Here is a 14,978-nt window from a genome sequence, read left to right as displayed (position 1 = left end):
GGCCATGACGGACCCTGGCCAGCCCCGGCTGTTCCTGTCCCCGCCGCATATGGGCGGCGGCGAACGGGCGCGCGTGGCCGCGGCCTTCGCCAGCAACTACATCGCGCCCCTGGGACCGCAGGTGGACGCCTTCGAGGCGGATTTTTCCGGGTACACGGGCATACCCCACTGCCTGGCCGTCAGCAGCGGCACGGCGGCCATGCACCTGGCCCTGCGCTGCCTGGGAGTGAAGCCCGGCGATGTGGTGCTGGCCGCAAGCCTCACCTTCATCGGCTCCGTGGGCCCTGCCGCGCAGCTCGGCGCGGAGCCGGCCTTCGTGGACAGCGACCCCGCCACCTGGAACATGGACCCGGATCTGCTGGCCCGGGCCCTGGACCACTTCGCCGCCCAAGGCCGCCGGGTGGCCGCCGTGATCCCCACGGACCTTTACGGCCAGTGCGCCGACTACGCCCGGCTGCTGGAAGTCTGCGCGCCCTTCGCGGTCCCGGTGGTGGCCGACTGCGCCGAAAGCGTGGGCGCGCGCTTTGGCGAGGGCCATGGCGCGGGCGACGGCTCCCGCCATGCCGGGGCCTGGCCGGGGCTGGCCGCAAGCATCTTCTCCTTCAACGGCAACAAGATTTTGACCACCTCCGGCGGGGGGATGCTGGCCTCTGCCGATGCGGGGTTGGTGGCCCACGCGCGCAAGCTGTCGCAGCAGGCCCGCGAGCCCGCCGCGCACTACGAGCACGCAGAGCTTGGCTACAACTACCGCCTGAGCAACATCCTGGCGGCCATCGGCCTGGGCCAGCTGGAGCTCGTGGAGGCCCGCGTGGCCAAGCGGCGGCGCATCTTCGGCTGGTACCGGGAACTCCTGGGCGGCCTGCCCGGCATCGCCTTCATGCCCGAGGCCGCCACGGGCCGCGCCAACCGCTGGCTCACGGTGATGCTGCTGGACGAGGACGAGTTCGGGGCCGGGCCGGAGGCCGTGCGCCTGGCGCTGGAGGCCCACAACATCGAATCGCGGCCCCTGTGGAAGCCCATGCACCTGCAGCCGGTGTTCGCGGGCCGCCGCATGTTCGGCGGCGCTGTGGCCGAGGGGCTGTTCCGGCGCGGCCTGTGCCTGCCTTCGGGCACGGCCATGGAACGCGCCGACGTGGAGCGCGTGGCCGGGATCATCGCGGAAACCGGACGCCGCGCCAAGGCACAGGGATAGCCCGGCCATGCTCTGCAACCCCAGGAACCGGCACTTCTATCTCATGCTCGGGGCGGAAGCCGCATGCTTCGCCCTGGCGCTTTCCGCAAGCTACCTGCTGCGCTTCGAGTTCCGCCTGCCCGAGGCCTACGCCGCGCAGCTGGCGGTCATGCTGCTCATCGCCCTGCCCCTCAAGCTGTGCGTGTTCCTGGCCCTGGGCCTGTACCGGGGCATGTGGCGCTACACCAGCCTGGCCGACTTCCGCCGCCTGGGCGAGGCCGTGCTGCTCTCCTCCGCCCTGCTGGTGTCCGTGGTGGCCTTCCGCTACGGGTTCGCGGGCTTCTCCCGCGCGGTGCTGCTTCTGGATTGCGCCCTGACCCTGCTTCTGACCGGAGGCCTGCGCCTTGGCATCCGCATAGCCCTCTCCGGCGGGGGCAAACCCGCCAGAAACCTCCCAAGCGGCCCGGCCCGGCGTGTGCTGGTCATGGGCGCGGGCAGCCTGGGCGAGCGGCTGCTGCGCGAAGTGGCGGACAATCCGGCCCTCAATTTCAACGTGCTGGGCTTTCTGGACGACGATCCGGACAAACAGGGGCGCGCCCTGCATGGCCGCGAGGTGCTGGGCAAAGTTGTGGACTGCGCCCGCCTGGCCCGCGAACATGGGGCCGAGGAGCTCCTCATCGCGGTGTCGCACGCCAGCGCCGCAGAGATGCGCAGCATGGTGGCGGCCTGCGCGGCCTCCGGCCTGCCGCACCGCATCCTGCCCGCCATGAGCGCCCTGCTGGACGGCAGCGCCGTGCTGGCTCCGCGCCCGCTGGACTACCAGGATTTGCTGGGCCGTGGCGAGGCCCGGCTTGACCTTGAGGGCGTGGCCGCCCTCATCTCCGGGCAGGTGGTGCTGGTCACCGGCTGCGGCGGCTCAATCGGCTCGGAGCTGTGCAGGCAGGTGGCGCGCCTTGGCCCACGCCTGCTCGTGCTCTTGGACGCCAGCGAATACACCCTCTACGCCATCGACCGCGCCCTCGCCAAATCCGGTTTTCGCGCCTGCGCGCGGGTGCTGGGCAGCGTGGCCGACAACGCCCTTGTCGACGGGGTCTTCGCGGAGCACAAGCCATCGCTGGTGCTGCACGCCGCAGCCTACAAGCATGTGCCCATGCTGGAAGAAAACCCCTGGGCCGCCGTCACCAACAACATCTTGGGCACACGCGAGCTCATGGAGGCCGCCGTGCGCCATCGCGCGGCACGCTTCGTCACCGTCTCCACGGACAAGGCCGTGAATCCGGCCAGCGTCATGGGGGCCAGCAAGCGCGTCACCGAACTGCTTATGGCCCGCTACTCCAGCGGCCCCACGCGCTTCTGCGCCGTGCGCTTCGGCAACGTGGTGGGCTCCTCCGGCTCGGTCGCGCCGCTGTTCCGCGCGCAGATCGAGGCGGGCGGACCGGTGACCGTCACCCATCCGGACATGGAGCGCTTCTTCATGAGCATCCACGAGGCCTGCCAGCTCATTCTGCAAGCGGCGGCCATGGACGGTGCGCACCGGGACCAAAACCGCCAGCCTTGCGGCGGCATCTATGTGCTGCACATGGGCCAGCCCGTGCGCATCGTGGACCTTGCGCGCGACATGATCCGGCTGAGCGGCCGGGACCCCGACGAGACGCCCATCACCTTCACCGGCCTCCGGCCTGGCGAGAAACTGCGCGAGGAACTCATCGGCCCAGGCGAGGAGGTCGCGCCCACCGGGAACGACAAGATCCTCACCCTGCGCGCCGCAAGCCCCCCGCCGCCGCCCGACGACGATACCCTTCACCGCCTGGAGCAGGCCGCCCGCAACCGCGACGCAGCCGCAATCCGCGCGCTGCTGCGGCGCATCGTGCCCGAATACCAGCCCTAGACGGCCTTCCAGAAGCTTCTGCGCACGCGTACCCCAAGCAGCATCGCCGCCAGGGTGATGGCCGCAATGAGCCCCACCCACCAGCCCATGACCCCCATTTGCGGCATCTCCCCGAACAGGGCCGAGGCCTCCCCGGACAGAGCATAGCCAAGGGGGATGCCCACCCCCCAGTAGCAAAGCGACGAAAGGATCAGCGGGACAGTGGTGTCGTGGATGCCGCGCAGGGCGCCGGAGAGCCCCACCTGGATCGAGTCGGCGAGTTGGAAAAATGCCGCGATGGTCAAAAGCGCACGAGTCAGGGCAAGGACGCCTGGATCGTCGGTATAGAGGGAAGGCAACCACTGCGAGAGGGCCAGCAGCGCCGCCGTCAGCGCCAGCCCCACGCCCGAGGACAGAAGCAGACCCGCGCCAACCACGCGGCGCTCGCGCTCGGCGTCCTGCGCGCCCCGCGCCTGGCCCACCAGGATGCTGATGGCGATGGACAGGGCCACGGGCAGGGTGAAGAGCACCAGCGAGAGGTTGTAGGTGATCTGATGGCTGGCCACGGCCACTGTTCCCTGCCGGGCGATCATGAGGGCGATGCAAGCCATAACCAGGTACTCGGAGAGAAAGGCAACCCCGATGGGGAGCCCGGTGCGGAACAGCCGGACGATGGCGGCCAGGCTCGGCGCGTGCAAACGCGCGAACAGCCGGTTCCCTGCGAAGCGCCGCGCCAGGGACACGTAGGCCATTGCGGCCAGCAGGCTCAGCACCCAGCACAGGCCGGTGGCCAAGCCGCACCCCCTGATTCCCAGGGCCGGAAAACCCAGCGCTCCGAACATGAGCACGGAGTTCAACGCGATGTTGCTGGCCACCGCGCCCAAGGCGATAACGGTGACGATCTTCGGCGCTCCCTGGCCCTCGCAGTAAAAACGCAGGCTGTAGAAGAGCCCGCAGAAGGGGAAGGCCCAGGCCAGACCGCCGAGGTACTCCGCCACCAGGGGCAACAGTTCCTCCGGCAGGCCGAAAACGCCCAAGCGTGCCCCGGCGAAATACACGGCCAAGCCCATGCCCCCCGCAAGCAGCAGCCCCAACCAGCAGGCCTGCTGGGTGGTGCTGGTGATGTCACCGGTTTTTCCTGCGCCGCACAGCTGGGCCAGTTCCACCAACAGCCCGTAGAGAATGCCGATGAGAAAGGCCTGCATGGGCACCCACACGGCCACCCCGAGCCCCACAGCGCCCAGGGCCTCGGCCCCCAGCCGACCGCACATGATGGTGTCCACAACACCGTTGGCGATCTGGGCGTATTGCGTCACCAGTATTGGCCCGGTAAGAATGGCTATACTACCAATATCTCGTGATAAACTCTTCTTTTGTGTCAGCATCGCACTCCCTCATCCGCAGGGTTCATGATCCCAGGGCCGCCACGTCCGGACTTGCGGAGCACTCCGCGCACAACCGCCAGGCCTCCGCCTCGTGCTGGAGGTTCCAGTGGCGGCGGTACAATCCCTCTGCCGCCATCAGTTGCTCATGGGTTCCCCGCTCAACCACGCGGCCCCCGCCCAGCACGATGATCTGGTCCGCATGGCGGATGGTGGCCAAACGGTGGGCGATGACCAACACGGTCTTGCCCCGCACCAGGTTGCCCAGGGCCAGTTGCAGGGCAGCCTCATTTTCCGGGTCCAGGGAAGAGGTGGCCTCGTCCAGCAGCACCACGGGCGCGTTCTTGAGCATGGCTCTGGCGATGGACAACCGCTGTCGCTCCCCGCCGGAAAGTCCGCTGTTCACGCCGCCCACCACCGTGTCGTAGCCCTGCGGCAGACGCAGGATGAAATCGTGGCAGCAGGCGGCCCTGGCCGCCTCCACTACCTCCTGCCGGGTGGCACCGGGCCTGCCCATGCGGATGTTCTCCAGCACGGTGTCGTGAAAGAGGTGCACGTCCTGAAACACCACGCACAACCTGCCCAGTAGTTCCTCCGAAGGCAGGGAGCGAATGTCCGCTCCGCCCAGAAGGATGGCTCCCTCCTCCACATCCCAGAATCGCGCCACCAAGCTCGCCATGGTGGTCTTGCCCCCGCCAGAAGGCCCGGCCAAGGCCGTGACGCTTCCTTCGGCGACGGTGAAACTGATGTCCGCAAGCGTCGGGGTGCGGCCATCGTAGGAAAAGCATACGTTTCGGAACTCCAACGCGTGGCCGCGCGGTTCGCCCCGGGGAACAGCCACGGGCAGAGGCGGCGTGTCCAAAACCTCCGTGATCCTCACTGCGGCGGAGCCCATGCCCCTAAGCTCCGCGAAAAAGGCTCCGAGGTCCCGCAACGGATCGAAAAAACGCTGGCCGAGGATGAGAAAGAGGGCGAACAGGCCGAGATCGAGCCGCCCGGCGGCCAGAAGCCACAACCCCAACAGGAGCATGGCCAAAAAGCCCAGGTCCAGCAGGGCGCAATAGGCCAGAATAGGTCCCACGGAACTGAGCTCGAAGCGCATGAGCGAGGTCCGCTGCCTCCTGAGGGCCTCCGCAAGGGGTCGGAAGCACAGCCCTGCAGCCAGACACGACCGGAGTTCCCGGACGCCGGACACATACTCCATCATGTGCAAAAGCACCCGGTTGCGGGACTCCAGGTGTTTGCGCCCGTAGTCCCGCACCGCGCGGCGCGCCAGCCCGAGCACGGGAAGCGCAGCGGCGAACACCAGGCACAGGGGCAGGGCCAGACGCCAGTCCGCGGGAAACAGCAGACAGGCGAAGGCCAGCGGCAGCACCACGGAGGCGGCCAGTTCCACAAAAAACTGGCTGAACACGTTCTCCACGCTGACCATGTCCTGTAGCAGATAGGCCGTCACCGAGCCGGGATCCCTGCTGCGGAAGAAGGACAGGGGCAGGAGGCGCAGGTGTTCGCCGAGGTCCATGCGCGCCCTGACAACCATGTCGCAGGCCATGAGGGTGGAACGAAGGCGGGCCTGTATGGAGGCCAGCACGTGGGCCAGGGCGACGCCGACCAGCCCAGAGACGAGGGCCGACGGCCCGACCCCCCACTGGCTCCAGCCCAGGCCGACGACCCAGGCCACAGCCATGCACGTGACGCCGAGGGCCACCGTGGCCAGCACGGTCATGGACAAAGGCTGGACGAACCCTCTCGCCCCGTGAGAGATGCGGAACACCGCGCGCACGGCTTGGAAAACGCTCATGCCGCGGCCTCTCCGCCCTGGGTCAAAGGCCCGCTGATGCGCCACCGCCTAGCGGCGCCATGTGCGGCCCACATGGCCGCGTAGGTGGGGTCGCGCCGGAGGAGTTCTTCGTGCCTGCCCTGCCCGCTGACGCGGCCTTCCTTGAGCACGATGATGTGATCCGCCCGCTCCACGCTCTGCACACGGTGCGTGATGACCACCACCGTGCGGCCCCGCGCGGCTGCGGAGAGCGCCTGCTGGATCTGCCGCTCGTTCTCGGCGTCCATGGCCGAGGTGGCCTCGTCCATTATAAGCACGGGAGTGTCGCGCAAAATGCAGCGAGCCAGGGCGACACGTTGCCGCTCGCCCCCGCTGAGTTGAACCGTCCCGCCCTCGCCTATGACCGTATCGTAGCCATCCGGCAGAGCCAGAATCCGCTCGTGGCACCGGGCCACGGCGGCGGCTCTGGCGATGTCCTCCTGGCTGGCGTGGGGCTTGCCCAGGGCAATGTTCTCCCGCACCGTGCCGGTGAAGATGAAGGCGTCTTGCCAAAACACGGCCACCGTAGCAGAGAGTTCCTCCTGGCTCATGGTGGCGACGTCGCGGCCGCCGATGCGCACCGATCCGCAGGACGGTTTCTCCACCCCCGCCAGCAGCGCGGCCAGAGTGCTCTTGCCACTGCCGCTGGGGCCAACCACCGCGACCAAGCTCCCCGCTGCAATGGCCAGATTCACGCCGCAAAGCGCCTCCGCTCCGCCGTAAGAGAAGCCGAGATCCGTGGCGGACAGGCTGGAGTCGGCTGGCGGGCCGCCCTGCGCAGGGGCGAGATACTCCGCGACGCCCCCCCGCTCCCCGCCCCCGGGGAGCAACAGGGAGTCCAGGTTGGCCATGATCATGTCCAGCTGGCTCAAAAACGCGCCGATGCGCGTGAGCTTGACCAACGGGCCAAGCACCATGGGCCCCAGCATGAGGAACAGCACCAACTGCGCCATGTGAAGCTGGCCCTGCCCGTGCAGCCAGAGCCCGAGGACGCCCAGGGGCACATGGCTCAGGCCCAACAGGGCCACAAAACCGCCCCAGCGTCCGCTAAGTTTGCGCACCAGCGCGCCCTGCACGTGTCGGAAGCCCGCCACGCTCTCGCGCAGGCGCCCGCAGGCGTTCATGTCCCGGTTATAAATCTTGACCACCGGCATACCCTTGACGAACTCGGAGATGCTGTTGTTCATGCGCTCTTGGGCCGTCCCGTAGGCAGACATGATCCCGTCGCGCCGGGCGATGCGGGCCGACCCGGCCTGCAGCCAGAGGGCCAGAGGCAAGGGCGCCAGAGCGGCCAGGGCCATGCGCCAGTCCAGGAGGAGCAAAGCCGCGCCAATGACCAGGGGCGCGGCCACCGAGGAAACCAAGTCCGGCAGGTGGTGCGACACAAGCATGTCGATCTGGTTAATGTCTTCCGAGAGGATTTTCTTCACCCGCCCGGCGGACATATGGGAGAGCCCCCAGGCCCCGGCGCGGCCCAGGCTTTCGAGGAGACGCTCGCGCAGGGCGGTGGCCACGAAATTGCCCACTCGGTGGCTCAAAAGCCCACCGGCCAGGGAAAGGGCATGGCGCAGGACCATGGCTGCCACGGCGGCCAAGGCCAGAAAGGCGTAGAGGCGCACGCCATCTTGCCCGGCCACGTATGCCGAGAGCGCCAGATACGCAACGAGGGCGGGCGCGAGGGCCAGCAGAGCGCTTGCCGTGGCACAGGCCGCAGCCAACGCAAGGGCTGTGGGCCTGACCCCGGATTCCTGGAATACGCGGGAGATGTTGTTCAGCACGTGGCGGACCTTTTTGAAGAAATTTCGGCACACCCCACGGTGTAGACTGCGAGGTTGGTTTGGGCACTATTTCCGAGGCGAGGCGACTTCGCTACCCACAAAGGGATTATCGCTGCCCGGAAGCGCAAACGAGAGAGTGGGCCGGGCTTGTGTTTGATTTTGAATTTCGTTATCATTTTTTTGACACGGAGGGGTATTCCCTCCATCGAGAACGCCCGGAGGTTGCAGTGACCGGCATCCTAGACATGGCCCTCCCCGCCAAGGGAAGCGGCAGCTTTTTCGAAGCGCTCGAAAGTTTGAGCGCCAACGAATACGAGTCCTTTACGCGCACGGTGGACACAGCCCACAGCAACTACTCGCAAGGCATTCGCGAGCTTTCCTTGCGCTCAGGCTTCAGCATCATCATGGCCGACAACGTGGCTCCGGACCCGAAGCCCAAGGCCTTTTCCTTCAAAAAATCGCCCATGGTGCTCTCGATTTCGCTTTCCGGCCATGGTGTGGTGCGGTTTGCCCATGCTGCGGCCAAGGAAATCCACATCCGCGACAACGACCTCTACATCGGCTACGCGCCCAACTGCTGCGGCGAGACCATCTCCAGCGGAGAACAGTCCCATTCAAGCGTCATGCTCATGGTGGACCCCAGGTTCCTGCGCGACCTCTACGGCGCTCCGCTCATCGCCAGCCTGCCCGGCCCCTTGCGAAACATCATCCTCCAGGAGGAAGGGGGACTGTACGCCCACAGCCTTCCTGCGCCACCGCAGGCTGTCGCCCTGGCGGACAGGATGCTGCGCACCTCGCTGAACCCGGAGCTGTTCAAGGTCTTTGCGTGCAGCGCCGGGCTGGAAATGCTGTGCGTCGTCCTGGACCACCTGCAGGACAAGGCCCAGGCCGACCAGCCTCCCCTGTCGCGGGAGGACCTGCACAAGCTGGACCTCGTTCGCCAGCGCATGGAAAATGACATCGTGACCCCACCCTCCATGCAGGAACTGTGCAGGGAGGTGGGCATGAACGAGTTCAAGCTTAAGCGAGGGTTCAAGCAGGCCTTTGGGACCACGGTCTTCGGCCACCTGCAGCGCCAGCGCGTGAAGACGGCCTACCTCTCGCTGGTCAACGACGGCAAGAACGTGAGCGAGTGCGCCTGGGACGTGGGCTACACCAACGTAAGCCACTTCATTTCCGCCTTCAAGAAACACTTCGGCGTCACGCCGGGCGCCGTGGCCAAGGGCTATCGTGTGGAGAGTCCTTCATAGCCCGCCAAGCGGCTGGCCGTTCCAAGACAGACAGGGCGCAGGCTGAAATTCCAGCCTGCGCCCTGCGCGGTTTATGGTTCCGGGGGTCTAGAAACTGGCCTCCACACGGAAGCCGAAGGCGCTGGGAGCGCCCACGCTGCCCATGTCCGACGCCGCAGTGTAATATGTCATGTAGCGCTCGTCGAAAACGTTGTTCCCGTAGACATACGCCTTCCAATTCTCCAGCTCGTAGCCAACCTTGGCGTTGGCTATGGTCATATTGTTGCGGGTGGAGGTGTTGGCGTCGTCCCAGTACATCTTTCCGTAGTGCAGCACCTCGCCGCGCAGGAACACGCCGCTCTCGTGCCGGTACTGGAGCGCTGCGCTTAAGGTGTGCTCGGGAGTGAGGGGAACCCTGTTGCCTGCGTAATCGAAGTTGCCCGCCGCGCTGACGCCGGCGTACTCCGCAAACTTGGCCCTGGTGAAGGCTGCGGAGAGCTCCAGGTCCAGTCCCTGGGCCAGCCGGGCCGTGACGTCGAGCTCCGCGCCCACGCTGTACGCCTTGCCCGCGTTGTCCGTCAGGTAGGACATGGTTGCCGCCTCGTAGGTAATGGTCTGCAGGTCCTTGATGTCGGAATAGAAAACGTTGGCGTTCACCGTAAGCCGCTTGTCGAAGAGGTCGCTCTTCAAGCCCAGTTCGTAGTCCCAGGACGTCTGCTCGTCAAAGGTGTGGTCTTTGGGGTTGGTCTTGCTGCTCGACCAGTTGAAGCCGCCGGGCTGGTAACCCTTGGCAACGCTGGCATAGGTCATGAACGCATCCGTAAAGCGCTTGGAGAGGGTCAGACGGGGGAGCACTGCGGTCCAGTGGTCGCTGGTATGTTCCCTGTTGCCCGGAGTCACCACGCCCCCGATGACGGTGCTGTGCTTGAAGTCGATGCTCTTGTCCGTGTACTGGAAGCGCAGGGCCGGGGACAACTCCAGGCTCTCGTCCCACAGCGGAATGCCCATCTGGCCGAACATGGCGAAATCTTTTGTCTTTTCCTCATTTGGCGAGTTGGTGTACATGAAGAAAGCCGGGAAGTAGGAGTAGACCTTCTTCCGGTCATGGTCCTTGTAGCTGCCGTACACGCCCATGAGCCAGCTCATGCCCTTTTCAGACTCCGGGGACTTGAGGCGGAACTCCTGAGTGTACTCGGTCTTCTGCACCTTGCGGCCTGAATCCGTGAGGCCCAGGCCCAGATAGGTCAGGTCCTGGGTGTAGTCCACGGCGTCGTTGTGGAAGGTGGTGACGGACTCGAAGCGCGACCAATCCATGTCGTAGCCCAGGGAGAAGGCCGAGCTCAGGGCGTTGCTGATGGTGCGGTCGTCGGGATTGAGCACGCTGCTCAGGGTTGCACGGTTGCCCTTGATCATGGGCTCCATGCCTTTGTACTCGGCCATGAACTCCGTCATGAAGTCCATCTCCAGCCTGTCGCTCGGCGTAAACCGCAGCTGGGCTTTCACACGGCCGGTGTCCTTGGAGTTGCTCTCATCGCTCCTGCTGTTGCGCATGTAGCCTTCGTTGCCGTCGTACTGGGCGGAGAGAGTGTAGAAAAACCTGTCCTCGACGATGGGGCCGGAGGCCAAGCCGCCCACCTCACGCGTCCAGTTCGTGCCTACGGAGGTATAGGCGTTGTACCGGTGCTCGTTGGTGGGTTTCTTGGAAATAATGTTGATGACACCGCCCATGCTGCTTTTGCCGTACATGACACTCTGGGAGCCGCGAAGCACCTCGATGCGCTCGACGTTCAGCAGGCTCGGATCGGTGTTCAGAAAGGAATCCAAGGGCACGCCGTCCACGTAAACGATGAGCGGGTTGGCCTCGACAAACCCCATGGTCGCCTTGCCCCGGAAGGACATGAACTGGTTGTTGCCCACCGTGCTGCCGGAATACAGGTTCGGGATGCGATTGAATACGTCCTGCAAGGTCTCGATCCCGGCGTCCTCAAGCTTCTCGCCGTCGATGATGGTCATGGCGATGGGCGTGTCCTGGGCGTTTTGCTCGCGCTTGTTGGCGAAGACCTTCACCGAGTCAAGCAAATACGTCTTATCCTCTTTCTTCGCCGACGCTGTTTGGGCGGCGGCATCCGCCGCGTGGGCCGACACGCTGGCAACGCCCGCCAGCGCCACTGAAGCCATGAGCACGAAGGCGGCCTTCATGCGGGGGACTCTTGGCATACTCTTCACAACTCCTCCTCGTCATCTCAGGGTGACCATGCGGTGCTAGTTCCGCTGGCGCAAGTGAATTTGATTGTTAACATCATTTCAAACGTAAACTGCTCCCCGGAAACGGAGCTTGGATACCCCAAGCCGCCATTTTCGCAACGCTTGCCCGCTTCCCAAAACCCAGCCCCCCCCGCCGCCTCCATTTCTGTCGCGAACGACCACGTCAGAAATGAAAATGAAACTCAATTTCATAAATCGGGCACCAATACTCCCTTTCCGGGTAACTCGCTGCGCTCACTCGGAATAGTGTCAAATTGGTACGAGTCAATGTTCCTCTACTTTGCGAATCATAAAGGAGACGCATAATGATCAAGATGATCCGCGCAAAGCTGCACGGAATCCGTGTGACCGACAGTAACCTCAACTACAGAGGCTCCATAACACTTGACCCTGTCTTGTGCAGAAAAGCTGGCATTTACCCTCTCGAATACGTGTACATTTGGAACAAGACGAATGGAGAGCGAACCTCAACATACGTCATCTACGGTGAGCCAGGATCAGGATGTTGTGTTCTTAACGGTGCTTCGGCCCGCCGTTGCCAAATCGGCGACGAAGTGATCATCGGCGCATCGTTGTATGTCAACACGCCTGACGACATATGCGCCGTCAAGCCAACCGTCCTCATCTTCGGCGATGGCAACAAGGTTATCGATGTTCTCAAGTATGATGCTCACAAGGATGATGCTGGCGATTTCCACTTCAGCATGGTGCCAGCAGAATAGTTCTTTATTTCGTAACGCAATGTAATAGCGCGGCGGAAAGCATCTGGTCTTTCCGCCGCAAAAGGGCACAGCAGCGCGATGCTTTTGGACAACACAATCTCCATCTACACCAGCACAATTGCTTCTGGTGTCACATTCCCTAGGACTGCAGGCGGAGCACAGCACGACACGGGCTGGGATTACCCAGCGTGGGTTGTGCTCTCCGTAGAGGAGCGGCAGCGCATGTCACGGTTCGTGCGGTTTGATGACGCCTTGCTGTATTGTGCGGCCCATTCATTGAAGCGGCAGGCCCTTAGCCTACACTTCCCCGCGATCGCGCCGAGTGAATGGAGATTCTCCCACGAGGGAAACGGCAAGCCCGTGATCGCCAACGCGGTGGCCAGCGACACAATTCATTTCAGCCTTTCGCACTCCTGGCCGGTGGCGGCCGTAGCCATCTCGCGCGTCCGTCCATGCGGTGTGGACGTGGAAACTGAGGCGGGCGCACCGAAGAACCTGGACGGCATGGACGCAGCGCTCCACCCTGCGGAACAGGCCTGCCTGCGGGACGCAACAGACAAGCGCAGCTGCTTTCTGGATCTCTGGACGCGCAAGGAGGCCGCTGCAAAGGCTCTGGGCTGCGGTCTGGCGTGGGAGTTCAGCAGCTTTCATGTCTGCCCGCGCTGTGGATGCGTCCTGTGCGCTGACGGTTCCCCCGCCTCTGTCTGCGCACGGAGCGTTCCGTTCAGACCAGGCGTCTCCCTGGCCGTTGGCTGGATCGGGCTGGTCAATGATGTCCTGGACATCCAGACGCGCTGCGCCGACGCAAATATGCTGGCACCCCGCCCCACCGGCACACGGAGGCCCCGTCCTGCCAACGGCGGGCCGAACGGGCGATCATTCGCCGAAGCAATGGAGCGCCGCCAGTGATGAGCGCCACACACAACAGCCTTCTCAACAACGGACACGACACGTCTTCGTCCGCAGCCCGCGCAGGCGAGACCATGCTGACGCGTTTTCAACGCATGGTGGAACGCCACGCAGACACAGAGGCCTGCCTGTTTGGCGGAAAATGCCTGAGCTACCGGGATCTGGACCGGATTTCCGGCGTCCTTGCGGCCAAGCTGATCGATCTTGGGCTTTGCCAGCACCGTCCGGTGGGTGTGCTGCTCGAACGGTCACCAGAGGTGGTGACAGCCTTTATGGCCGCAGCCAAGGCCGGGGTACCCTATGTCCCCCTGGCTCCGGACTGGCCCGAGCACCGCAGCCGCGGCATCCTTGACGGATGCGGAGCTGGCCTTGTGCTGACCCACCCCTTGGACCTGCCTCGACGGACTGGCTTTTGCGGTCTGCCCACCCTGCCCGTGGACGTGAACACGCCGGACGAAGCCCGGTCGCTCGCGCCCCCTTCTACGCCGGACCAGGAGCTTGTGCTCTACGTGCTGCACACGTCCGGGTCCACGGGAACGCCCAAGGGCGTCATGGTCAGCCACGCCAACGTGCTGCACTTCGCGGCCAACTTCTGCCCGGAATCGCTTCGGCCTGGGGCCAAGGTGGCCTTCTGCGCCGCGCTCACCTTCGACGCCACGGTGTTCGAGGTTTGGGGCAGCCTGCTGAACGGCTGCACCATCATCGGTGGAGACACCGAGGACATCCTGGACGCGGCCCGTCTGCGGTCCTTCCTTGGGCGAAACGCCGTCGACTCCATGTTCCTGGCCACGGCAGCGTTCAACGCGCTGGCTCTGCAGAACCCGTCCGTATTCGCCCCGCTAGAGGCCCTGTTCATGGGAGGAGAGAAGCCCAACCTTGAGATCGTGCAAAGCGTGCTGGCGGCAGACCCGCCAAAATGCTTCCACCACTGCTACGGCCCTACGGAGACCACTGTAATCATCACCAGGGATATGGTGCGCGCGGTTCCGCCCGATGGTTCGCACCTGTCCGTGGGCCACGCAATCGGGGAAGCCTTCGTGCGCATCCACGATGGGCAGGGCCGGGCACTGCCTGCTGGCGAAACCGGCGAGGTGGTGCTGGGCGGGCCGACTGTGGCCATGGGCTACAAGAACGACGACGCCCTGACGGCCCAAGCGTTCGTCGCGGACCACGAACACTCCGGCCAAAGGCTCTATCGAACGGGCGACATGGGCAGACTCGACGACGAGGGGCGGCTGACCATCCTCGGCAGGCTCGACGACCAGATCAAAATCTCCGGCTACAGGGTCAGTCTCGGGGAGATATGCTCCGTCATCGAGCAGGCGCCCCAGGTGGCCATGGCCCATGTGGCGGTGCCGTCCGGGTTCCACGAGCCGGTGGCCTACGTGGCGCCAAAGCCGGAAAGCGGGCTGACGGAGACCTCCCTGCGCGAATTCCTGGCCGCACGGTTGCCTCGCTACATGCTCCCCGTGTGCATCGTCCTGCTCTCGGAAATGCCGGTCAACGCCAACGGCAAGGTGGACAGGCAACGCCTGCCGACCCCGCCGCTCCTTCTGGCCCCGAACCAAGACCAAGGCACGGTGCTGGGCCTGTTCCAGCGAATCTTGGGCGATGGCGGATTCCGGAAAACGGATTCCTTCCTGGCCCATGGAGGCACGTCGCTCAAAGCAGCCGCCCTCATCACGGTCATCCGGGACGCCACAGGCGTTCTGGTGCCTCTGGACCTGTTCTACTCGTCCCGCACAGCCGAAAGCGTCGAGCTGTTCGTCTCCGTGGCCGATGCGTCCAAAACCTCGGCCCCTGCTGCCACCTCTTACGACGAAGTGGACATCTGAA

General features: G+C 64.8%; 10 protein-coding genes. 6 read left to right on the top strand and 4 right to left on the bottom strand.

Annotated elements, in window-relative coordinates:
- The first annotated feature begins 4 nt into the window (after positions 1 to 4).
- Positions 5 to 1,192 (top strand): DegT/DnrJ/EryC1/StrS family aminotransferase, encoded by a 1,188-nt coding sequence (locus CHB73_RS12170; RefSeq protein WP_089274861.1) that lies wholly within the window; start codon positions 5 to 7, stop codon positions 1,190 to 1,192.
- A gap of 7 nt (positions 1,193 to 1,199) precedes the next feature.
- Positions 1,200 to 3,059: a polysaccharide biosynthesis protein gene (locus CHB73_RS12165; protein ID WP_089274860.1), complete on the top strand. Its 1,860-nt coding sequence runs from the start codon at positions 1,200 to 1,202 to the stop codon at positions 3,057 to 3,059.
- Here CHB73_RS12165 and CHB73_RS12160 read toward each other — a convergent pair.
- Genes CHB73_RS12160 through CHB73_RS12150 form a run of 3 tightly spaced genes read right to left on the bottom strand, consistent with a single transcriptional unit; the run spans position 3,056 to position 8,017 of the window.
- Positions 3,056 to 4,423, bottom strand: coding sequence for an MATE family efflux transporter (locus CHB73_RS12160; RefSeq protein WP_089274859.1), 1,368 nt, complete (start codon positions 4,421 to 4,423; stop codon positions 3,056 to 3,058). The two genes, CHB73_RS12165 and CHB73_RS12160, sit on opposite strands and share 4 nt — an antisense overlap.
- Before the next feature lie 22 nt (positions 4,424 to 4,445).
- The gene (locus tag CHB73_RS12155; RefSeq protein ID WP_089274858.1) at positions 4,446 to 6,221 is read right to left on the bottom strand and encodes an ABC transporter ATP-binding protein; all 1,776 of its coding nucleotides are present in this window, start codon (positions 6,219 to 6,221) and stop codon (positions 4,446 to 4,448) included.
- A complete protein-coding gene (locus tag CHB73_RS12150; protein WP_179217026.1) occupies positions 6,218 to 8,017 on the bottom strand; it encodes an ABC transporter ATP-binding protein in 1,800 nt (599 codons plus the stop codon). Before CHB73_RS12150 ends, CHB73_RS12155 begins: the two co-directional genes overlap by 4 nt.
- Before the next feature lie 227 nt (positions 8,018 to 8,244).
- Between CHB73_RS12150 and CHB73_RS12145 the strand changes: the two genes are divergently transcribed.
- The gene (locus CHB73_RS12145; RefSeq protein ID WP_089274856.1) at positions 8,245 to 9,267 is read left to right on the top strand and encodes a helix-turn-helix transcriptional regulator; all 1,023 of its coding nucleotides are present in this window, start codon (positions 8,245 to 8,247) and stop codon (positions 9,265 to 9,267) included.
- Positions 9,268 to 9,354: 87 nt separating this feature from the next.
- On the opposite strand, the gene CHB73_RS12140 is transcribed toward CHB73_RS12145, so the two are convergent.
- Positions 9,355 to 11,463 (bottom strand): TonB-dependent receptor, encoded by a 2,109-nt coding sequence (locus CHB73_RS12140; RefSeq protein WP_089274855.1) that lies wholly within the window; start codon positions 11,461 to 11,463, stop codon positions 9,355 to 9,357.
- 353 nt (positions 11,464 to 11,816) lie between these two features.
- Here CHB73_RS12140 and panD point away from each other — a divergent pair, with 353 nt between their 5' ends.
- The 3 genes from panD (at position 11,817) to CHB73_RS12125 (ending at position 14,977) form a co-directional block, all read left to right on the top strand.
- Positions 11,817 to 12,233 (top strand): aspartate 1-decarboxylase, encoded by a 417-nt coding sequence (gene panD, locus CHB73_RS12135; RefSeq protein ID WP_089274854.1) that lies wholly within the window; start codon positions 11,817 to 11,819, stop codon positions 12,231 to 12,233.
- 78 nt (positions 12,234 to 12,311) lie between these two features.
- Positions 12,312 to 13,142 carry a 4'-phosphopantetheinyl transferase family protein gene (locus tag CHB73_RS12130; protein WP_089274853.1) on the top strand — a complete coding sequence of 277 codons (831 nt, stop codon included), beginning with the start codon at positions 12,312 to 12,314 and terminating at the stop codon, positions 13,140 to 13,142.
- Positions 13,142 to 14,977 carry a non-ribosomal peptide synthetase gene (locus CHB73_RS12125; RefSeq protein ID WP_089274852.1) on the top strand — a complete coding sequence of 612 codons (1,836 nt, stop codon included), beginning with the start codon at positions 13,142 to 13,144 and terminating at the stop codon, positions 14,975 to 14,977. Before CHB73_RS12130 ends, CHB73_RS12125 begins: the two co-directional genes overlap by 1 nt.
- Position 14,978 lies beyond the last annotated feature (1 nt).

It is taken from the genome of Humidesulfovibrio mexicanus (assembly GCF_900188225.1).
Taxonomy (GTDB): domain Bacteria; phylum Desulfobacterota; class Desulfovibrionia; order Desulfovibrionales; family Desulfovibrionaceae; genus Humidesulfovibrio; species Humidesulfovibrio mexicanus.
Note: the sequence above shows the minus strand (reverse complement) of the source record. Positions and strands in the feature narration are given on the sequence as shown.